Origin of the sequence: Sphingobacterium multivorum, assembly GCF_900457465.1 — a bacterium.
Taxonomy (GTDB): Bacteria; Bacteroidota; Bacteroidia; order Sphingobacteriales; family Sphingobacteriaceae; genus Sphingobacterium; species Sphingobacterium multivorum.
On sequence record NZ_UAUU01000011.1, the window covers coordinates 454,717 to 476,991 of the forward strand.

Below are 22,275 nucleotides of genomic sequence, written 5' to 3' on the forward strand. Positions count from 1 at the left end.
TAACTAAGGTTCTGTAAGTGTCCCAAAAAATCCAACAGCTTAAAACTGGACATAAATGTTTAGATTTAAGTAATAAGATGAAAAAGACACGTTTTACAGAAACCCAGATTGTGCGAGCACTCAAAGAGGGAGAAGAAGGTCGAAAGACCGAAGATATCTGCCGAGAGCTTGAGATCAGCAAATCCACCTTTTATAATTGGAAAAGCCGTTACGGTGGCATGGAAGCATCAGATGTCAAGCGCCTGAAGGAACTTGAAGAAGAAAATGCACGCTTAAAAAAGATGTTTGCCGAACTGAGTATGAACCATGATATCCTAAAAGAAGTTATCACAAAAAAAGGTTGGGGCTCCGGCAACAAAAACAGTTGATCCAGGAGATTATCCTAGATCACGGTTTGAGTGTCACCGGAGCCTGTAAATTGACAGGTATGTGCCGTTCACAATATTACTATGTTAGTAAGAAAGATGATAGTGCTTTTATAGCAGCATTAGATCAACTGTCTTCCAAACATCCTGTATATGGATTTCGAACACTATATGCCTACCTGCGCAGAGAAGGTAAGCCATGGAACCATAAAAAAGTATACAGAGTATATAAGCTACTTAATATGAACAAGAAGCGGCGTGGGAAACGTCGGCTACCTACTCGGGAGAAACAACGTTTGGAACAACAGAGCAGTATTAATCAAAAATGGAGCATGGACTTTATGAGCGATAGCTTGGCCAGCGGAAACAGGTTTAGAACTTTTAATGTGATGGATGACTGTTCCCGTGAGATATTATGTATCGAAATAGTTACTTCAATTTCTTCTTTGCGGGTAACTCGGACACTTGAACAAATTATAGAATGGTGGGGCAAACCGCTCTGTCTACGCGTAGATAATGGTCCTGAATTCACCAGTCATCATTTTGAGCTCTGGTGTAAAGACCAGGGAATCGGTATTCAATTTATCCAGCCCGGTAAGCCTATGCAGAACGGTTACATCGAACGGTTCAACCGAAGTTATCGCAAAGAAATTTTGGATGCTTATTTATTTTTCAACTTGTCAGAAGTAAGAGAACATACCCAGCTATGGATGGATGAATACAATAACAACAGACCCCATGAAGGTCTTGGGAATCTTACACCAACGGAATTATCAAAAAATATTAGACACAAACAACAAATAAATCAATTAGTAACGTAAATTAGAAAAGTCCAATCCCAGCTGTCGGAAAAATGGGGTACTTATACAAGCTCAATCCCCAGATGTTATTGTGATGCTGGACTAGGAGAGGTCCATTTGACTTCCAATAGTGGTATTAGTAGATGCTATAAAGATTGGTAGTAATTAAATCAAGTGTTCATTCTTTATGAATGAACACTTCTAATTTTTATTTATATGAGGCTAATTTATTTAAATTTATTGCTTTTTATTGCGAGTTGTGGCCCTACAACTGCTCCAAAAGACTCGGTATATATCATGGGTAATATTAAAAATCTTTCTGCGGGTACCGTGTACTTATTAAATTCTGAAAGAAAAGCGATTGATTCAGTTTATGCCAAAGATGGGAAATTTTCCTTTTCATTACAGAGAGATCCAGAAAATGATTTTTACACCTTAAGCCATATAGATGATAATGGCATGAAATCCATTTTTCAGTTTCCGACGGATAGAACATTTAGAGGAGGTCCGCTACAGGTAGATTTTTTTATGGCCGATGACACGGTGAAATTGGGGGGAAGCTTAAAGGTTTTTCATTCAAGACAGATTAAAATGGCCGACAACATACAATTAGTATATCCGGATGAACCCCTGAGTGCTGGAAAACAGACCCGGGCTATGTATAGCGTCAACTGGGATCTAAATAAACGTATCACAGATTCCGAATTTGTTAATGTACAGCAACAGGTCAAAGAGTATCCCTATTCTATCTATTTGCTAAAACAAATTTCGGAAAATCGGGCAAATTTCAGTGTCCGACAATTGCAACTTCTTCTGTCACTTTTTAATGATGATATGAAGCAGAGGAAGGAGACTGTCGCAATAAAAGAGTCCATATCGAATCGGCAAGTTTCTTCAGGGAAAATTGTTTCGCTTGAACTGAAGTTTGTTGATGGTGGGGTAAAACGGATTATTGATCGAAATAGTAAAGTTAATATATTGGTGTTTTGGGCTAGTTGGTGTGGACCATGTTTGCAGGAAATCCCCGCTTTGAAGGAGCTATACAAAAAATACAAGAATGAAGATAACGTCCATTGGGTATCTGTGTCATTGGATCGAAATGAGCTTGCATGGAAGAAGAGTCTGGAAGAGAACAATATGCCTTGGGAGCAGTTTATCGTACCATCTGAAAAAATAAATTTCTTGTATGATATATTGGAGCTAGATGGAAGTATCCCGGCGGTTCTATTTGTCAATAATCAAGGTAAAATCATTAACAAACTCATAGGTTATGACAAGGAAAATATAAAAAACTATGACAAAATTATTACTGAAAATCTAGCTAAAAACTAATTAAGAGAATTGAAGTTTCACCGCCATATTTTGATGAATGATTTTAAAAAATATTTGTAGTTACATGAGCAAAATAATTCTATAAAAAAGTAACAAAGCGTTTTCCTTATTATAAACAGATGGACATGATGGATAGTGGGGCTACTTGCCTTCTCATGATCTTCAAGTACTATGGACAAACTATTTCTATTCATAAGATTCGTAGATTGTGCCAGACAACAGGTAGAGGTGTCAATTTACTAGGAATTATTGAGGCGGCAGAAAAGCTGGGTTTTCGTACATATGGTGTACGTCTTACTCTTGAACAGCTTGGGGAAGTTGACCTTCCATGTATCTTACACTGGAATCCGAACCATTTTGTGGTGGTCTATAAGGTGAAGAAGGAAACTTATTATGTGGCAGATCCTTCTGTAGAGTTAATAAAATATCATAGTAAAGAGTTTGCAAAGAACTGGTATTCGTCAAAGGAATTGCATTTGGGTCTTTCTCTCATACTAAGCCCTGGCCCAGAACTTTATAAGCTAGACGAGGAGAAGGATAATCTTTCACTAAAATGGATGAAGTTGTTACTTTATTTTTATAAATATAAAAGGTTGTTTATCCAATTGGCTTTAGGGTTTTTCCTGGGAACTATTTTACAGCTCATTGGTCCATTTCTTACTCAATCCGTAGTGGAAATTGGTATTAGTACAAAAAACATAAGCTTTATCAATCTTATCCTTATCGCCCAGCTTATGCTTTTTATTGGTGGTACAGCCGTTTCATTTATACGTTCTTGGATTCTCCTGCATATTAGTACGCGGGTGAATATCTCCATCCTAACTGATCTATTGATAAAGATCATGAAATTGCCTATGGAATTTTTCGATGTTAAGACGCATGGCGATCTTATGCAGCGTATGTCAGATCAACAACGTATAGAAGCGTTCGTTACTGGGGACACTCTGAACATTCTATTTTCTTTAATCAATATGTTGATTTTTGGGACGCTATTGATAATCTATAATAAAGTGATCTTTTTTGTGTTTTTTATCTCAACCTTGTTTTATACAGGTTGGATATTATTATTTATGAAATATAGAAGAGATCTGGATAACAGGAAATTTAAGATAGCTTCCGAAAATCAAACATATACCGTGGAGATGATTCAGAGCATTAAGGATATCAAGTTAAATAATGCTCAGAAGCAGAAACGATGGGATGGGAAGCGCTTCAGGCCCGTTTTTTTTTAAATTTAAGGTAAAAAGCCTTGCATTATCACAATTTCAGTCTTTGGGTTCTATGGCAATCAATCAGACGAAAGGTATTCTCATTACTTATTTGAGTGCAAAAGCTGTGATTGATGGTGATATGACTCTAGGTGGGATGATGGCAGTCCAATATATTGCGGGCATGGTGAGTAGCCCTGTAGAGTCATTACTGGGATTTATGCACGCATATCAGGATGCGAAAATTAGTATGGAACGTCTCAATGAAATTTACGAAGCGGATGGTGAGGAAGATATGCAGCGAGATTATCTGATCAATTTACCAGAACGAAAGGATATAGAAATTCGTAATTTGACTTTTCGATACTACGGGGCTGGAAATGAGCCTATATTTACGAAGTTAAACCTGCATTTTCCCGCCGGTAAAACAACAGCTATAGTTGGAACTAGTGGCAGTGGAAAAACAACAATACTCAAACTTCTCTTACGTTTTTATAATTCTGAGGAAGGTGAAATATTTGTTGGTGGAAAGCGGCTGGAGCAGATTGACTTTGCCCTATGGCGAGGGGCATGTGGGGCTGTTCTCCAGGATAATTATGTGTATGCTGATACTATCGAAAGAAATATAGCTGTTAATGATGAGTTTCCAGACATTCAGCGGTTGCAGAAAGCAATTGAAATAGCGAACCTAACGGAATTCATTAGTGAACAACCTTTCGGATTAGCAACCAAGATCGGAACTGCTGGAAAAGGGGTGAGCCAGGGCCAACGCCAGCGTTTTATGATAGCGAGGGCTGTATATAAGGAACCTGAGTTTATATTTTTGGATGAGGCGACCAATGCGTTGGATGCAAATAATGAGAAAGCGATCATTGAGAACTTAAACTCATTTTTTAAGAATAGAACAGTGATTGTGATCGCCCATCGACTGAGCACAGTCAAGAATGCAGACAATATTGTCGTTGTAGAGAAAGGAGAAATTGTTGAACAAGGTTCACATCATCATTTAGTGCAGATGAGAGGGAAGTATTTTGAACAGGTAAGAAATCAATTGGAACTGGGAAGTTAGAACACTTTATGGAAGAGCAAATAATCATCGAATCAGAATCCAATTCTGAAGATCTTCAAGAAATTATAACTAAGCCTCCATCGTGGCTGTTACGATGGGGAATAAGCTGTATTTTGTTTATGGTTGTGGCATTATTGGGTATATCTTGCTTTATTCGTTATCCGGAAATGATAAACGTACCAGTTAAATTTAATACTGAAGAGTCTCCGAAGTTCGTATCGGCCAAAGTATCAGGTAATTTGGTGAAATTGCTCCTTAAAGATGGAAACTGGGTGACACCGGGCACGCCATTAGCGTATTTGGAAAGTACGGCAGACCACGATCAAGTTTTAAGCCTATTGGGACATTTGTACGAATTACAAAAAAATTATGAAAGCCCCTATGATCTCAAAGAAAGAATTATGGCTAGAAATCTTAATCTAGGCGAGCTTCAAGAGAGCTATCATACCTTTTATCTTGCATATTTGAACTATCTCTCATCCCGAAATAATGGTATTTTTCAAAAACGAAGGATAGTGATCAATAAAGAGGTCGCGAATGTAAATAAGCAATATGAAAAAAGCAATCAATCATTTCAATTGCAAAAGCAACAATTGAAACTTGCTGAGCAAGATTATGAAAAATATAAACTTCTTGCCGAAAAGAAAGTTATCAGCCCTGCCGAACTGCAGGAAAAAGAAACTCTGTTACTCTCCAAAAGGCAGATAATCCCTCAGATGGAAAATAATTTGATTTCCTACGAAGGCAATATCATATCCAAACATAGGGAACTCGCAGATATTGAAAACCAGATTACGGAAGAGCAGAAGAAATTTATTCAATCACTGAACAGTTTTATTAGTGATGCAGAAAACTGGAAAAAACAATATGTGATTGTAAGTTTTTCCGAGGGGAAACTAATATATAGCGAATTCCTGCAAGTTAACCAATCTGTTTTCTGTGGGCCAAAAGCTTTTCTATATTAACCCAAAAAATGAACAATACTACGGTGAATTGACAATATCTCAGGACATTTCGGCGAAGGTAAAGCTTGGTCAACAGGCTCTTATAAAAGTTCGGAGCTACCCGTATGGGGAATATGGATATCTTCGTGGCAGAGTATCGTATATTTCAGAAATACCCATAGGGGACAGTACTTTTTTTGTTAAGCTCGATCTCCTACGTAGTGGTAAAGATTCCTTGATTCAGCTTAAGCCTGGAATTCTAGGCAATGCAGAGATTATAACAGAAGACAAATCTATATTCAAAAGAGTATGGTATAATCTCACCAAAAATCTTGAATATCAACGAACAGGTAAAGGTTAGATCGTATTTAATTGATATATAGAAAAATAATAATGTTTCATAGGTAGAATTTTACAAAAAAATAAAAATTGTAATATGAAAGTGAAAGAAAAAATTCCAGTTGTTTCAATTAATCTGGGTAGAAGAATTGATAGAAAGAATCACATTATCGGTCAATTCCGTGACAGAGCGGAATTTGAACTTCGTGTTGTTCGAGCCATTGAGCACACAATTGGCGCAATAGGGTTGTGGCAGACTTTGCATAAGATAGTTATGGACGCGGAGAGAGAGCAGCTAAACTACGTCATTATATGCGAGGATGCTCATTGTTTCACCTCTAATTACAATGAGGATAATCTGAGGAACCTTATAAAAAAAGCAGATCAAAAGCAAGCTGATATTTTACTCGGTGGAGTGAGTCACTTTGAAGATGCAGTACAGGTAGGCCAAGATCTCTTTTGGATCAATTATTTTTCAGGATTTCAATTTGCATTGATTTTTAACCGTTTTTTTAAACGAATTCTGAATCTCGACTTTAAGGAATATGATAATATTGATATGAAAATGAGTGAAATAAGTCAGAACATGTATTGTATGTATCCTTTTATTTCTATCCAAAAAGAGTTTGGCTATTCAGATGTGACTAAAAAAAATGAACAAAAGGGAAGGGTGGATGAATACTTCAAAAAAACAGAGCAACGTCTTGAGACGTTATTGTCTTTACGCGCTCAGTTAGAAAACCTTTAAATTAAAGATCATGGTAAGCGAAATTAGTATATCTACCTATGTTATAAATATCCCAAAAAGAAAGGATAGATTGAAGCACATTTTATCCCAGTATGAGGGGCGAAAAGAATTTGACGTAAAAGTAGTCGATGCTTCTGTCCACGTGAACGGAGCGATTGGGCTTTGGATGAGTATATGCCGTATTATAAAGATGGCTCTTGAAAATGATGAAGACGTTATCATAATTTGTGAGGATGATCATGAGTTTACCTCAGATTATAACACTGAAAACTTTCTGTCAGCTATTTACGAAGCAAACCGATTGGGAGCAAATTTCTTACTTGGTGGAATTCTTGGTGGATATACGAATATCCTGCCGCTTCCATCGGGATTGACATGGATTGATGCCTTTTGGGGAACTCAATTTGTTGTTGTTTATCGTTCGTTTTTTGAAGCAATTTTAGCAGAACCATTTTCAGAGAAGGACGTTGCCGATGGTAAGTTTTCGGAAATGACGAGCAACAAATTTGTTATGTATCCTATGATTTCCATTCAGAAAGAATTCGGTTATTCCGATATCACATCGATAAATGGTGTAGAAGGACATTTGGAAGCTATTATCCAGTATACAATGTTAAGGATGCATAAAATTCATGAGGTGTATTGGAGTAATGTTTTAACAATAGGAGAGAGAACCTAAATGATTATGATGTTATACGGATTTAAGCTCTGGCAAATATCTTGACAAAAAGCTTTTTCGTTGCATCTTGGGTTGTCGTTCTCAATTACTATGAGAAAACCTATTTTTGCTTGGATAATCGTTTGGAATATTGGCATCAAAGCCTTAGATTAGTTCTATAAAGCGCTTGCAGCTAAAACGTATTTCAAACCAGTGAGTAATTCGATGAGTAAGAAAAAATAAGGTTTGTAATTTACTGATAAATAGATTAATGCAATTAGGGTTCGATTCCCCTACGGACTTTTTGCAGATGTTATGAAGGATTCGGGAGGATAATTTTATGAGTCTAATAGTCGGTACCTCATTACCTGACACAAAAACGTTGTTTCTAGCTTGCTAAGGCAATATATTGAATATTTTTTACTTATCAAAATTTGGTACTGTTACACTATCGTTACATAATTTGCAGTGAAAACGATAAATTAAATAAGTTTAGATACCCTTAAGATGTTGCTCGGAAAAAAAACATTAATAAAATCCTCATAATTAATTAAGGTTCTAAAGATGCAAATCAATAGAAATGGTTAACCTGCGAGATAAAATTTCCGGCTATATATATTTTGGGGTTTTGGTGCATATTTACAACAGAACGTTCGATTGATCTTTCCCTGTTGAGATTAATTGTAATATTTTTCTGAGGTTACAGTTTGACCCATTTATGTATAGGTTGACTATCCTGTTTAAATATCACATTTAACCATTTAATGAGTTTCTAGACCAAGTTTTTAGTTGAATTTTTTAAAGAAATCCAGTCCATTGTTTATAGCAATGTCTCCTGTAGCGAAAAAATAATCCTGCTTTTCTTTACGAATTATATTAAAATTTTCTTTGTAAACAGATTGGTTGTCGATGATAGAACACATATCTACCTTTGCTTGTTCGATTGTTTTGGCTATATATCCTAGCTTCTTTCCTTTTATATCTTGCGGGTAATAAGGAACAGAAGATAGCTCCAAAACAATAGGGATGACGTTATGAACCAAACCTTCCATAAGTGTTGAAGAAAATGTGGAGACGCCGATTTTCGTTAGTGAAAATATACTACTTAGATCTCCACTGCTTTTTATTTCTATATTTGGAAATTGGCTGAATTTACTAACCCAGCTTTGTTCAATAGTAAACTCGGGATGCTCACGAACCCATACTTTATATTTTGGAAAGCTCTCTGCACACCATAATGCAAATTCTAAAATATTTTCGAAGTATTGCTCATTTAAAATAATAATCGGAGCTTGTAGAAAAAAGGTAATTATATTTTCTTTTGCCAATTTTGGAACTTTATAGCAATATCCTATTGATACAAATTCTGGGTCTGAGTTATATTTCTTCCAGAGCCCATTGAATATATTTCCCCAGGTAAGAAAGTAGTCGTATGTCATATTACGGAATCTAGAATGCATTACTGAAGGCCAACCTTGTTGTAGACATAGAGTCTGAATTTGAATCTGTTTTCCAATTATAGCCAGTGCTTCCATTTCTGAATGGCAGCCCTCCAAAAGAACTATACATTTTGGTTTTAATGCAGAGAGGTATCCCATAAAATTATTAGTAAACCAAAACAAATAGGGAAAGTTTCTCTGCAAAAATGATTGATAAAAACACTTGAAATCGCTTCTCAAACAAAATTCAATAAAAATAATATTTTGATTTTCAGTACTAAAATTTCCTAAATCAAAATTATAGAAAATAACTGTTTTTTCCTGAATCCTTTCTAGTATTGGAAGAAAATAGTAAAGCTGTCTTATGTTATAACAATAGAAACATACAGCTCCGTTATATTCCTCAAGATAATCCATATCTGTAATAGCTTTACAGGGGACTGTTTCTATATAACCTATTTCGTTTGAATTCGGAAGCAACGGTTTCAGATCATTGTTCCAGATAAGTCTTTTGAGATTTTTTTTTGTATTTCTCTTTAATCGTTCATTATTATATTCATCTCTATAAAAGAAAAAGATATGTGTCCATAATGTATTGATTATTGTCTTGGAAAAATCTAGCCTTTCTAAATTAATAGCTGCTTTATTAATATGCTGACATCTGTTGATAAATAGGAGTAACAGTTCCTCTACCGTTTCAATAAACTCGAGGTAATAATCTTTTTTTTTCTTCATTTTGCAAATATTTAACATATGTTTCTGCTATTTCCCAATCGATCGGTTCATCAATTTCGATAGCGAATGGGCTGGTTATTTCGACTGTACCGACTGTTCCAGAAATCAGTTGTTTACTTTGTAATATGGCCTGAATGGTGCTTCCATATATTGCACCAGATTCAATTAAATAGCCTTTATAATCCTGTCTCCTAGGTTTATTTTCCCAATTATAATCCAAAGAATCGCCATCTTCCGTCCACCTAAAATGTTTTAATCTAAGACATGATAAAACTGAATCGTATTGATTATCAATTATTTTGGCAATAACTGCCTGTATGTCATATACGGAAGTTTGGGGCGATGTTGCCTGTAACAATATGAGTTTATCATTTTGGAGGTAAGTGTGTTCATTTAAAAATTCAAGAACTACGTCTGTAGTTGGCGAATTATCATCAGCATTTTTATTGCTTCGGTGAAACAAAAGTACTTTATTCGGATATACTTCAACGAGAATTTTTTTTATAATATCATCGTTTGTAGCCACCCATATTTCATCGAATTTATGAGTTTTTAAGGCAGTGTCTAAAATCCATTGAAACAGTGGTTTACCGTTAAAATATTTATGGTTCTTTCCAATGATACCTTTACTACCTTTTCTGAGAGGTATAAATGCAATAAGCTTATTTGTCATACATAATCTTTTTTGTCGTTTTAATGGGTTATTCTTTGGAGAATATTCATTTAATATATGTGACTTATATTTATAATTATATTTTATATTGTTGATTTTTGATTGTGAAAATGCTGTAATTGAAATTTATGAAATTTATTTTTTTATTTAACTTATTTATGTATATTCGTTTTATGTAGAACATAATCCAAATAATTACCTAAAGTTAACAAAATATTATATGAATTCTATTTTGGTTTAAAATAAATATTGAGTAAATATTTTTCTTTTCTGAACTTATTTTAGTTTATAAATTTTTATGTGATTTACAGGAGAGTATTATGCAGTATTATTTTATTGTCAAGTGGTAATTGTAAAGGGGGGATCAATAAATTATGAAAAAGTTACAATAAATAACCTTAATATTTTAATTAAGAATGTTACGCAATTTTATTAATACAAATGTTTATGAAAATAATCTGACATTAGTTTGTCAGCATATCTTAAATCATTACGGAATTAAAAATACATTTTCTGGAGTTAGTACTCTGATAGATGAACACACTGAATATCCCTCATTATTGTCAATTATAGATACCTTGTCAGAATATGGCATTGAGAGTGCTGCCATCCGAAAAGGAGACTATAATTATAATGATTTTGAACTACCATTTATTTGTTCAATCCAACAGCCATATTGGCCTCAAGCTTGTTTCACAGTTGTGACTAAAATTGATGGCGATGAGATTAATTATTTAGATCCTGTTCAGAAAATCGAAGTATCTGCTTCGGTTAATGATTTTAGTAATATTGATAAGGATATCGTTTTGTTGGTTGATGCTTCCACTTCAAAGGATGAATTGTATTATCAGAAAAACAGACAGATTGAAAAACGCACTTTTTTTAAGAAGTTTGTGTTCCTTTTAATATTGGTGATAGCATGGTCTTTTAACATTGGATATGCTGTGTTAAGTGATGTTCTGTCAGTAAGTGTATTTTTTGTCCTATTTTTTCTACTAAATACGATAGGAAGCATAGTGGGTTTTTTGCTTATATGGCATGATATAGATGCTCATAATCCATTTTTGAAACAAGTCTGCGGCGGACAGGCCGGTAGTTTTAATTGTGATGCCGTTCTGAAATCAAAAGGCGCTTCTTTTATTGGATTAAGTTGGTCTGTAATTGGATTTAGTTATTTCACTACGATGATATTGTCGCAGTTACTTTTTGGTCTTACAAATATTCTTTATTTATCCTATTGGGCATTATTTTCCTTATTGGCCGTCCCTTATACACTCTATTCTGTCTACTATCAGTGGAAGACAGTTAAGCAATGGTGTCCCCTATGCTTGATGGTACAAGGAGTCTTATTTCTTTCTGCAATTAACTCTGCTGTTTTCATTTACTTCAATGGTTTAAATTCGTTAACGATTTTTCCCCTTATGACCTTATTAATCATTGGAGGGGGTATGCTGAGTTTAAGCTCTAGTTTGGTTCCAGTTTTCAAGGGGAGTAAAGAAAATCAAGAACACAAAAGAAAATGGCATCAGTTACGGTATAGTACAGATATTTTTCAAATATTGCTACAAAAGCAACCCAACATTACCTTGCCAGTGGAAGGTCTCGGAGTACAGATTGGTAATCTAAATGCGGATCATGAGATCATCAAAGTCTGTAACCCATACTGCGGACCTTGTGCTAAAGCCCACCCTGAACTCGAGGAGCTTATCAGATCGAATAATAATATTAAAGTTAGGATTATTTTTACGGCAACAGGGGAAGAGAATGATATTAAAACTGCACCCGTTCGCCATCTATTGGCAATACAGGAACGGGATGGTGACAATAAGGTCTCCGAGGCATTGGATGATTGGTACCATTCAGAAATTAAGGATTATACATCCTTCGCAGAGAGATATCCAATGAACGGTGAGCTGGAAAGGCAGAAACATAAAATTGAGGCTATGCGTGTATGGTGTGATAACATGAAAATAAGGGTAACACCTACTTTCTATATCAATGGCCACGAGCTTCCTGATTCTTACAGGATTAATGATTTAAAACATATACTCAAAAATACTACGTAGTTGATGTTCGGTATTGATTGCAACAATCCGAACAACAGAAGGCTCCCTGTAAAAGGCCCTCCATTTTGATGCCCAGGAGCTAATGGACATTATAAACTTAAATATTAAATGAATGAAGAAAATCAATTTAAAGTCAATTAAGGCAGATGAACTTCTTTCCAGAGATCAATTAAAACAGATAATGGGAGGATTTACTGGGAGCGGTGGAAGTGGTACTGGTGTTGTATGTTCAGCAACAGCATCATGTGGCGATGGCCGTACACTTTCATGCAACGGCTATGCAAATGGATGCGCTGGTGTTGATGGCCCGAATGGATACGTGGCTTGTGAAACCCAGGATGGTACAATGAAAACTACAAGATGTTAAAAAGTAAAAGTTATGAAAAAGATCAGTTTAAAAACTATTGATAATCAGGAAATTCTTTCAAGGGAAGAATTGAAAAACATTATGGGCGGTTTCACTGGAAGTGGTGATTCAGGGTTCTCATCCTGTACATTGACGTGTGATGATGCGAAGAAAACTAAACTCTCTAAAGATTGTGGTTATGGAGTTTCATGTTCTACAGATAAGAGCAATATATATTGCGGAGGAGAAAAAGCTGAAACTTGTCCCAGTTAGTTGTTGATTAACGAGGGGTCGTCGTAACAACTGACGATCCCTTATTTAAATATAAAATTATGAAAGGTTTTTCGATTTTAGGCCTTATTTTTCTTATTGCAGGAGAGCTTTTCGCACAGCAACCGGGGTATTCAATCAAAGGTACTTTAAAAGGCTTAGGAAATCAGATGGTCTATCTAAGCAATAAAGCAGGGGGATACAGCAATGCCACAAAACTTAATGTTGTAGATTCTTGCTACAGCAAAAATGATGCTTTCTTATTCGAGGGGATTATCGCTGAACCGGATTTTTATTCCATAGAAATTCCATTGTTAAATATTGGTTGGCAAACTTTTATTTTAGAGAATACGGAGTATACTATCATCGGCCAAATAGACTCTTTAAATCGAGCTGAAGTTAGGGGAGGTGCTCAACAATCAGCTTATCTTGATTATAAAATTAGGGTTGAAAAACCTTTTAATAAAAAATATTTTTTTTATCGGAAAAAGATTGAAGAAAATAAGAATGTCGAACTGTATAAAGATTCTTTAAATAATCTATTGAGAATATTTAACCATGATTTTTTAAGCTGGATAAAAACAAACTCAGATATGTTTATTGGTCTTGATGAACTTTATTCGTATGCGGGTATGAAAATGCTTACCGATTCAACCCAAAGAGCCGCTTTTAATTTATTGAGTCCCGAATTAAAAAGAAGAGGAATAGAAAAAGGGCTTGATGTTCGTATAAGGGGCGGTCTCAAGGTGGGAGATTATTTACCCGATTTTACAATGGAAGATATAAGCGGGCAAAAAGTTACATTATCGGCCAGTTATAGAAAATATGTGCTGGTTGATTTTTGGGCAAGCTGGTGCGCCCCATGTATTGAAGAACTGAATAAAATAGGGAAATGGTATAATAAAGAAAACTCTTTAGACTTTGAGATCATTGGTGTTTCTGTGGACGTGGATAGGTCCAACTGGATCTCGGCATTGGAAAAATATAAATATCCCTGGATTCAGGTATCGGATTTAATGGGATCGAGCAGTGATTTTTTTAATAGATGTGGTATTAGGTCTATCCCACATAATTTTTTAGTTGACCAAAATGGCCAAATCGTCCGTGTTAATATAAATTCTGAACAATTACACCAATTCCTGAAAGAGAAACATTGTTATTGATCGTTTCTATTCTGAAGCATAATATGATGGTGCTGTTGATACAGGTTTATTAGATGAAAGCATCATTAACACTTTGTTATAATTTTAAGGGATTTTAATATGAAAGAAAACATACCAGTTTTTGCGATTAACCTGGAGGATAGGATTGATCGGAGGGATCATATCCTTAAGCAATTCGCCGGAAAATCTGAATTTGAATTTACACTTTTTAAAGCTGTTAGACATAAAATAGGTGCAGTAGGTCTATGGAGGACAGTATATAATATTGTAAAAGAAGCAGGAGCTAAACAATTACCTTATATTATAGTGTGCGAAGACGACCATTGTTTTACACCCCATTACAACGTTGCTGAATTAAGAAATACAATAGCGAAAGCAGAGCATTTGTGCAGTGATATTTTATTGGGCGGGGTGAGCCATTTTGAAGATGCTGTACAGGTGGAACAGGAACTTTTTTGGCTCAATCATTTTACAGGTTTTCAATTTGCGATCATTTATAAAAGATTTTTTCAAAGAATTCTAGCACTGAGATTTAATGATGATGATGATATTGATCTGAAAATAAGTGAAATAAGTGGTGGAATACATTGTATATATCCCTTTATTTCTATTCAGGAAGAGTTCGGCTATTCAGACGTAACAATCAAAAACGCAGAACCTGGGATCGTGGAAGAGTATTTTGTTAAATCTCAAAAGAGACTGGAAACACTGTCATTTTTGCGGGGCCATTTCGATAATCTCCATAATAATAAGGAAAATGGAAAATAACATTACTATACCTACTTATATTATTAATATTCCCGAAAGAAAGGATAGGCTAAAGCATATTTTAGCCCAATTTGATGGTAGAAATGAATTTGATGTACAAGTAGTGGAGGCTTCCGTGCATACTAATGGCGCCATAGGTCTATGGATGAGTATCTGTAGGGTTATACAAATGGCGATTGAAAGTGATGAGGATGTCATTATTCTTTGTGAGGACGACCATCAGTTTACACCGTATTATGAAACTGAAAAATTTCTGTCCGCTATTTACGAAGCACATCGTTTAGGTGCTAATTTTTTGCTTGGTGGAATTATTGGAGGGTACAGTAATATGCTTCCTCTTCAGTCGGGAATAACATGGATTGACACTTTTTGGGGAACGCAGTTTGTCGTAGTTTTCAGGTCTTTTTTTGAAACTATTTTGGCCGAGCCTTTTTCGGAAGAGGATGTGGCGGACGGCAAGTTTTCAGAAATGACCAGCAATAAGTTTGTTATGTATCCAATGATTTCCATTCAAAAAGAATTCGGGTACTCGGACATCACGGCTTTATATAACGTAAATGGACACCTACAGCATGTTATCCAATCTGCTATCATTAGAATGGATAAAATTCATGAGGTATATCATAGCCATCCGTTTGATAGTGTAAAACAGTAAATTTATTGTATAAACCATATAAAACTCCTAAGTGATAAAACGTTTTCCATATTATAAACAGATGGACATGATGGATTGTGGGGCTACCTGTCTGCGTATGATATTTAAATATTATGGTCAGTCTGTCTCCATACACAAAATACGAAAGCTCTGTCAAACCACCAATACGGGAGTCAATCTGCTGGGGATCAGTGAAGCGGCTGAAAAGCTTGGGTTCCGTACCTATGGTGTAAGGTTTAGCCTTGAACAGCTTAAAGAAGTGGAACTCCCCTGTATTCTACATTGGAATCAGAATCATTTTGTGATTCTTCACAGGATCAGGAAGGAAGGTACTTTGTTGCTGATCCGGCAATTGGGCTCGTTGCCTACGGGGAAAGCGAATTTGCCAAAAGCTGGTATTCCACCAAGGAGCTACATTCCGGATTATCACTTCTGTTAAGTCCGGGGCCTAATTTTTATCAGCTAGATGATGAGACTGAACTGACGTTGGGGTGGGGGAAGATGTTTACCTATTTCTATAGGTATAAAAAGCTTTTCCTACAACTGTTTCTTGGGATGATTTTGGGCACAATTCTACAGTTGGTCACACCCTTCCTGACCCAATCGGTCGTTGACATTGGAATCAATAGTAAGAATATCAGTTTTATCAACTTGATCCTGACTGCTCAGCTCATGCTCTTTGTTGGGAGCACCTCGGTTTCTTTTATGCGTTCATGGATCATGCTGCATATCAGTACACGGGTAAATATTTCCATTTTGACGGACCTGCTTATCAAGATCATGAAACTTCCCATGTCTTTTTTTGATTTGAAAACTCATGGTGATCTGATGCAGCGGATGTCTGATCAACAGCGTATTGAGTCTTTTCTTACAGGAAATACATTAAATACCCTATTTTCCTTAGTCAATATGCTGATCTTTGGGGGCTTGCTGGCTATCTACAATACAACAATTTTTATTATATTTTTTGCTGCCACTGTATTATATACGCTATGGATTCTGTTTTTTATGAATTACAGACGCGAACTGGATCAAAAAAGATTCAAAATTTCATCGGAGAACCAAACCTATATGGTTGAAATGATCCAAAGTATCAAAGATATTAAATTAAATAATGCTCAGAAACAAAAACGCTGGGGCTGGGAGGCACTACAGGCCAAGCTATTCCAGTTCAGAGTAAAAAGTCTGGCACTGTCGCAATATCAATCACTCGGGTCAATGGCAATCAACCAGACGAAGGGAATCCTGATCACGTATATCAGTGCCAAAGCAGTCATTGATGGTAATATAACGTTAGGGGGAATGATGGCAATACAATATATTGTCGGTATGGTTAACAGTCCTGTCGAGTCCTTATTGAGTTTCATGCAATCCTATCAGGATGCCAAAATTAGTATGGAACGTCTGAATGAGATATACGAGACTGATGAAGAAGAAAATCTTCATAAAGATTATCTTTCAAAATTACCGGTGCGGAAAGATATTGAGATCCGTAACCTGACCTTCCGTTACTATGGAGCGGGTAATGAACCTATATTTCATAAACTCAACCTGTCCTTTCCTGCGGGTAAAACAACGGCAATAGTAGGAGCGAGCGGTAGTGGTAAAACAACCATATTAAAGCTGTTATTGAGATTTTATGATTATGAAAAAGGCGAGATTCTTGTAGGAGGTAGACGCCTCGAGCAGTTGGATTTTTCTTTATGGCGTGAGAGTTGTGGCGCCGTGTTACAGGACAACTATATTTATGCTGATACTATCGAGCGCAATATTGCAATCAATGACGAGTTTCCAAATGAACAACGTTTACAGCATGCGATCGAAACTGCCAATCTGAATGATTTTATAGCAGAGCAGCCTTTTGGGATATCAACTAGGATAGGTATCGGCGGTAAGGGTATAAGTCAGGGGCAAAGACAACGGCTCATGATAGCTCGCGCCGTATATAAGGAGCCGGAATTTATTTTCTTGGACGAGGCTACGAATTCACTTGATGCCAATAATGAGAAGCTCATCATTGAGAATCTGGATCGTTTTTTCCAGAGACGAACAGTAGTTGTTGTTGCTCACCGTCTAAGTACAGTAAAAAACGCAGACAATATTGTTGTGATCGAAAAGGGAACAATTGTCGAGCAGGGGACGCACATAGAGCTAACCCGATTAAAAGGACGATATTTTGAATTGGTAAAAAATCAGTTGGAACTAGGGAATTAAGGTATGAAAAAATCGATTATGATTAATGAGAATCTTCATTCGGAAGATTTACAGGAAATTATCGCCAAACCACCTTCCTGGCTGTTGAAACGGGGTATCTCTTTGATACTAGGGATAGTACTGTTGATGTTGGGATTATCCATATTTATACGTTTTCCAGAAATTGTTGCAAGTGCTGTGAAATTCAATAGTATCAATGCGCCGAAGGCTATCATGAGTCGAAATAATGGTACTCTTGTTAAAATATTGGTCGGGGACGGAGAATGGGTAAAGCCAGGTACTGAACTCGCTTATCTGGAAAGTACCGCAGATCACGGCCAGGTGACAACTCTGCTGGAACGCTTACAAAATCTGAAAAAAGTAAAAAACGAGAGTTATAATCTAGAAAGTCTAATTGACCCGGCTAAACTTAACTTAGGAGAATTGCAGGCAGGATATCAGAATTTTTATTTAGCTTATCTGAATTATAGAGCAGCAAGCGAGGATGGGATTTACCAAAAGAGAAAAGGAGCTTTAGTAAAGGAATTGACTAATCTGGCGAGACAGTATGAAAAAGGAACGCAATCATTTAAGCTACAGCAGCAGCAGCTGAAACTTGCAGAAGAAGAGTTCGAAAAGTACGAATTGCTCGCTCAAAAGAAAATTATTAGTCCTTCTGAACTACGTGAGAAGGAAGCATTGCTACTGGCAAAGAGGCAAACTATTCCTCAGATAGAAAATAATTTAATTGGTTATGAAGGAAATATGCTCGCTAAAAATAGAGAATTAACAGACCTTAGCAACCAGATCGATGAAGAGCGTAAAAAATTTGTACAGGCACTGAATAGCTTTATAAGTGAGGCCGAAACCTGGAAACGGCAGTTTATATTAACGAGCCCAGTAAACGGTAAACTTATCTATGGCTCCTTTTTGCAAGAAAACCAACAGGTTAAGATGGATCAGCCCCTTTTTTACGTCAATCCAAATAATGAACAGTATTACGGGGAACTCCTTCTACCACAAGTGGTATCTGCAAAAGTTAAAAAAGAACAAAAAGTATTGATAAAAGTTCGAAGTTATCCATATCAGGATTATGGCTACTTGAATGGAAAAATAGATTATATATCAGATATTCCAATGCAGGACAGTGTCTTTTTCGCCAAAGTTTCGCTTATTCGTTCTGTTACTGATTCATTGATTATTTTGAAGCCCGGAATATTTGGTGATGCAGAGATCATTACGGAAGATAAATCAATTTTTAATAGAATATGGGATAATCTAACAAAGAATCTGAAGTTTTAGCTTAGACATTACAAATATCAAAGAAATATGAATGGATTGAAAACCCGACTTCTTTTTATACGCATAGCCGTGTTCTACGTAAGCTATTTCAGGTGTCGAAATATTGGAGTCCTTATTCGTGTTCCTGGAATGGTTTTGTTAATTATATTATTACATATCGAGATCCAGGTTCAGCTACAGGAGGGGGTGTATTTACTGTACAAAGTGACCTCTCCCCAAATTTAGGAGTGTTCTAAAGTAGAAAATTCTGCTGTTTTGACCTGTGTTTCGATAAACATTTCAGGAGCCATATACCCTAAACAGCTGTGGAGTCTGAAGGTGAGTACTCTTCCACCTATCGACATCTTTGGAAATAAACTCGATCCGTTATCCTGATGGATTTTCCTGAGTATTGGCTGCCGGCATAACATGAGTTCTTCTGAACCAAACTTTCCATAAGTGTTGACGATAATGTGGAGAGGCTGGTTTTTGTTAGCAAAAATTTTTTACTTAAATCTTCACTGCTTTTATTTTGATATTAATAAATCGTTGAATTCATTAATCCAGCTTTGGTCGATAGCCGACTTGAGATACCCACTAATCCAGACGTTATATTCTGGAAGGCGCTCTAAATACTATATTGCAAATTTTAGAGTTTTTTCGAAGTATTGAAATTTAGAAAGAAGGAAGAGGAGAAAACTTCCTTCTTTTCTAAATTTCAATACTTTTAAAATAAGATTTTTACATCTAGGTTTCTTAATCTATTTGATCTGGAAAGGGAATTTGCTGTCCTGTAGCCTTATAAGTAGGCAACTGTGCTTTCCAGGTCCGGAGCTGATCTGAAAGCAATTTGCTGAGTTCCTTGGTTTTTCCTTTCATTTTTGGGGCTAGGTTATTCAGCTCTCCAATATCGTTCCGGAGATTGTAGAGTTCCAATTTCCCATTTTTCATATCGTAAAGCAGCTTATAGTCTCCCTGTCGTACAGCGGAAAAGAAATTGATCCCCGGGCCATCAGGTACAGTCCATTTATTGGGAATATTCCATACCAAAGGGCGGCTATTCCAATTGTCGGATTTATTTCCTTCTAGAAGCGGCAATAGGTTTTTTCCGTCGGATTTATCTTGGACCAGCTGATAGTTGTCTATTTTGGCCAAGCTGAGTATTGTCGGAAAGAGATCTTCGACCATCACAGGGGTAGCATCCGTATTGGCAGGATGCTGTTTGGCCTGTTTGATTAATAAGGGGATTCGGATACCGCCTTCGTAAACGGAGCCTTTGCCAGCTTTTAAGGGTAGATTTTGGGTATGGCTCGGTCCAGACCGCATCGGGCTGAGGCTAAGTCCGCCATTGTCGCTCAGGAAAATAATAACAGTATTATCGTACAGGTTCTTGTCTTTGAGAAATTGTACGATATCGCCCATGCTCTTGTCATAGCCTTCGACTAAGGAAGCATAAGCCGCTTCAGTGGAATCTAAGCCACGGTCGAGGTATTTTTGTACAAAGCGTGGATCGGGTTGGATCGGGACATGCACCGCATAGTTGGAAAAATTAAGGAAAAAAGGTTCCTTACGGCGTATAGGTTCCTCCAGTGCCTTTTAGGGCCTCCCGGGTTAACGCTTCCGTTAGAAATGTGGGTGTACTGTGATATTCCATGAGATCGGGAACTGCCTGGTAACCTGCTTTTCCAGGAAGGTTACCATAATTTTGCTCGCCATAATAGTTTTGTGGATGTCCGGCGGAGTGCCCTGCAATATTGACCATAAAGCCCAAATTCAAAGGACTTGCACCTGGTGTTCCGGCAGACCCCCAGTGTGCTTTGCCCACATGAATGGTATAGTAACCATTGGCCTTGAGGATGCTTGGAAATGGAGTGGCATATATCGTATGTGGAACATTGGGCACAGGACTCAATCCGTTGATATTCCAATCCGGTGGATTCAACAATTCATCTTTGCTATCTGTCGGCGTGTCAGCCTTGGGATGGGTCCAATTGGTGACACGATGATGAGCAGCATTTAAACCGGTCAGAAAGCTCACCCGGGAAGGTGTGCACACCGGTGTTGCATACGCATTGGTAAATTTAATGGATTCTTTGGCCAATGTTTCGAGATAGGGGGTATGAAACTTTTCGTTGATTGGCGTTTTGACCTTGTAAAATGGTTCGGACATGTCCTGCCAACCTAGGTCGTCCACAAAAAACACGACAATATTGGGGCGTTCTGTTGTGGGACCAAGTTGTGCCTTGCGTTGGCTCTGCGCCTGCAGCAATAACCCCATATTTGTAAATAGGGTCACTAATAGGATAAATTTGCTATTTTTCTTAAAAAGTATCATAAGCATTAAAAGTATGAATAATAGGTTGGCCAATGGCCTTATCTATTGTTAGTTTAATTTGTGTACAGCGAATGGGGCCTTTCAATTGAATGATACATTTATTACCAATGGACGAACCCGTAAATAGTGTTTGCCATCCCCGCTTCGTTTTCGCAGTAATGTGGAAAGCACGTACGCGTTGTCCTTGATCAATGCTTTCTTCAATCATTAACTGGGTAACAGCTTCCGCTTTTTTAAAACGAATAAGCTCTTCTTTTGCATCTAGATCCTTTATTGGGGTACTATATTGGCGTTTGATCTCATTTCCAAGTTCTTCTAATCTTCGTTGATCTATTTGCGGTACAAGCCCTAGTGTATCGGGTGTAACTCCCAAGATCAAAGTCGCATTTCTGCCAACAGATTTTTGATACATATCCATCAGGTGGTTAAGAGAAAATACTGAATTTTCATCATTCGGTTCCCAAAACCATTCGTGGCGACCGTTTGCTCCGCGGAGCGGGGCATCAGCCATTGCAGGCATAAAATAGTTCCCATCGGGATCACCGGTTTTTAATAATAAGAAGTCGTTTGTGGAAATTGCCTTTGGACAACTCTCTCCTGCGCCGGTATAAGGAAAAGGAAACATAGACCAGCACGGATAATGTACTGTTCCAGACTCGGAACCACCCCATCTTGCCTCTGCCAGTTCGTCGTTATGATAGAAAAGGCAATTGGGCTGATATTTTTTTACAATTGGGAGCACATTTGGTGCACCTTTTTCGGGGCTACTGGCTTATAATCATAAATATCAAATTGTTTCCCCATCCAATGCGGAAACAAAACTATTAGCAATATGTGATCATTCGTAGTTGCCAAATAACTTGACTTTGTTTTCCGTAAGTGAAGATA

General features: G+C 36.8%; 21 protein-coding genes. 16 read left to right on the plus strand and 5 right to left on the minus strand.

Features of this window, described 5'->3' with window-relative positions; all coding sequences use genetic code 11:
• Positions 1–77 precede the first annotated feature (77 nt).
• The 7 genes from DTA23_RS18935 to DTA23_RS18965 all read left to right on the plus strand — a co-directional run bounded on the left by DTA23_RS18935 (position 78) and on the right by DTA23_RS18965 (position 7,484).
• Positions 78–1,186 (plus strand): IS3 family transposase gene (locus DTA23_RS18935; RefSeq protein ID WP_204990826.1). Its coding sequence is split into 2 segments (ribosomal slippage): positions 78–339 and positions 339–1,186, totalling 1,110 coding nucleotides; the frame shifts between segments, so codons are not numbered across the junction.
• Positions 1,187–1,381: 195 nt separating this feature from the next.
• Positions 1,382–2,497 carry a TlpA disulfide reductase family protein gene (locus DTA23_RS18940; RefSeq protein WP_112375661.1) on the plus strand — a complete coding sequence of 372 codons (1,116 nt, stop codon included), beginning with the start codon at positions 1,382–1,384 and terminating at the stop codon, positions 2,495–2,497.
• A 125-nt stretch (positions 2,498–2,622) separates the two neighbouring features.
• Positions 2,623–3,729 (plus strand): cysteine peptidase family C39 domain-containing protein, encoded by a 1,107-nt coding sequence (locus tag DTA23_RS29445; RefSeq protein WP_256604315.1) that lies wholly within the window; start codon positions 2,623–2,625, stop codon positions 3,727–3,729.
• A gap of 49 nt (positions 3,730–3,778) precedes the next feature.
• Positions 3,779–4,774, plus strand: coding sequence for a peptidase domain-containing ABC transporter (locus DTA23_RS29450; RefSeq protein WP_256604317.1), 996 nt, complete (start codon positions 3,779–3,781; stop codon positions 4,772–4,774).
• Between the two features lie 8 nt (positions 4,775–4,782).
• Positions 4,783–5,739: an HlyD family secretion protein gene (locus DTA23_RS18950; RefSeq protein ID WP_112375662.1), complete on the plus strand. Its 957-nt coding sequence runs from the start codon at positions 4,783–4,785 to the stop codon at positions 5,737–5,739.
• 415 nt (positions 5,740–6,154) lie between these two features.
• Positions 6,155–6,805 (plus strand): glycosyl transferase, encoded by a 651-nt coding sequence (locus DTA23_RS18960; RefSeq protein ID WP_112375664.1) that lies wholly within the window; start codon positions 6,155–6,157, stop codon positions 6,803–6,805.
• Positions 6,806–6,815: 10 nt separating this feature from the next.
• A complete protein-coding gene (locus DTA23_RS18965; RefSeq protein WP_112375665.1) occupies positions 6,816–7,484 on the plus strand; it encodes a glycosyltransferase family 25 protein in 669 nt (222 codons plus the stop codon).
• 764 nt (positions 7,485–8,248) lie between these two features.
• On the opposite strand, the gene DTA23_RS18970 is transcribed toward DTA23_RS18965, so the two are convergent.
• Both DTA23_RS18970 and DTA23_RS18975 read right to left on the minus strand, forming a co-directional pair.
• Positions 8,249–9,637 carry a hypothetical protein gene (locus DTA23_RS18970; protein ID WP_112375666.1) on the minus strand — a complete coding sequence of 463 codons (1,389 nt, stop codon included), beginning with the start codon at positions 9,635–9,637 and terminating at the stop codon, positions 8,249–8,251.
• Positions 9,600–10,310, minus strand: a complete 711-nt coding sequence (locus DTA23_RS18975) for an acylneuraminate cytidylyltransferase family protein (RefSeq protein ID WP_112375667.1) — start codon at positions 10,308–10,310, stop codon at positions 9,600–9,602. Before DTA23_RS18975 ends, DTA23_RS18970 begins: the two co-directional genes overlap by 38 nt.
• A gap of 416 nt (positions 10,311–10,726) precedes the next feature.
• Between DTA23_RS18975 and DTA23_RS18980 the strand changes: the two genes are divergently transcribed.
• From DTA23_RS18980 to DTA23_RS19010, 9 genes are all read left to right on the plus strand, one after another.
• Positions 10,727–12,376, plus strand: a complete 1,650-nt coding sequence (locus tag DTA23_RS18980) for a vitamin K epoxide reductase family protein (protein ID WP_112375668.1) — start codon at positions 10,727–10,729, stop codon at positions 12,374–12,376.
• Positions 12,377–12,488: 112 nt separating this feature from the next.
• The gene (locus DTA23_RS18985) at positions 12,489–12,743 is read left to right on the plus strand and encodes a hypothetical protein (RefSeq protein WP_112375669.1); all 255 of its coding nucleotides are present in this window, start codon (positions 12,489–12,491) and stop codon (positions 12,741–12,743) included.
• 12 nt (positions 12,744–12,755) lie between these two features.
• Complete coding sequence (locus tag DTA23_RS26950; protein WP_146753119.1) at positions 12,756–12,995, plus strand: hypothetical protein; 240 nt, start codon at positions 12,756–12,758, stop codon at positions 12,993–12,995.
• A 59-nt stretch (positions 12,996–13,054) separates the two neighbouring features.
• Positions 13,055–14,155, plus strand: a complete 1,101-nt coding sequence (locus DTA23_RS18990; protein WP_112375670.1) for a TlpA disulfide reductase family protein — start codon at positions 13,055–13,057, stop codon at positions 14,153–14,155.
• A gap of 99 nt (positions 14,156–14,254) precedes the next feature.
• Entirely contained in the window at positions 14,255–14,923 is a 669-nt protein-coding gene (locus tag DTA23_RS18995) for a glycosyltransferase family 25 protein (RefSeq protein ID WP_112375671.1), read from the plus strand.
• Entirely contained in the window at positions 14,913–15,578 is a 666-nt protein-coding gene (locus DTA23_RS19000) for a glycosyltransferase family 25 protein (RefSeq protein WP_112375672.1), read from the plus strand. The genes DTA23_RS18995 and DTA23_RS19000 overlap by 11 nt, the downstream gene beginning before the upstream one ends.
• A 31-nt stretch (positions 15,579–15,609) precedes the next feature.
• Entirely contained in the window at positions 15,610–16,017 is a 408-nt protein-coding gene (locus DTA23_RS29455; protein WP_256604322.1) for a cysteine peptidase family C39 domain-containing protein, read from the plus strand.
• A gap of 116 nt (positions 16,018–16,133) precedes the next feature.
• A complete protein-coding gene (locus DTA23_RS19005) occupies positions 16,134–17,792 on the plus strand; it encodes a peptidase domain-containing ABC transporter (RefSeq protein ID WP_256604324.1) in 1,659 nt (552 codons plus the stop codon).
• Positions 17,793–17,795: 3 nt separating this feature from the next.
• Positions 17,796–19,073, plus strand: coding sequence for an HlyD family secretion protein (locus tag DTA23_RS19010; protein ID WP_112375673.1), 1,278 nt, complete (start codon positions 17,796–17,798; stop codon positions 19,071–19,073).
• A 735-nt stretch (positions 19,074–19,808) separates the two neighbouring features.
• Here the strand turns inward: DTA23_RS19010 and DTA23_RS29460 are convergent.
• Genes DTA23_RS29460 through DTA23_RS19020 form a run of 3 tightly spaced genes read right to left on the minus strand, consistent with a single transcriptional unit; the run spans position 19,809 to position 22,129 of the window.
• Positions 19,809–20,585, minus strand: coding sequence for a sulfatase-like hydrolase/transferase (locus DTA23_RS29460; RefSeq protein ID WP_256604326.1), 777 nt, complete (start codon positions 20,583–20,585; stop codon positions 19,809–19,811).
• 34 nt (positions 20,586–20,619) lie between these two features.
• Complete coding sequence (locus tag DTA23_RS29465; protein ID WP_256604328.1) at positions 20,620–21,387, minus strand: sulfatase-like hydrolase/transferase; 768 nt, start codon at positions 21,385–21,387, stop codon at positions 20,620–20,622.
• Positions 21,374–22,129 carry a hypothetical protein gene (locus DTA23_RS19020; RefSeq protein ID WP_112375674.1) on the minus strand — a complete coding sequence of 252 codons (756 nt, stop codon included), beginning with the start codon at positions 22,127–22,129 and terminating at the stop codon, positions 21,374–21,376. Before DTA23_RS19020 ends, DTA23_RS29465 begins: the two co-directional genes overlap by 14 nt.
• Between the last annotated feature and the right edge of the window lie 146 nt (positions 22,130–22,275).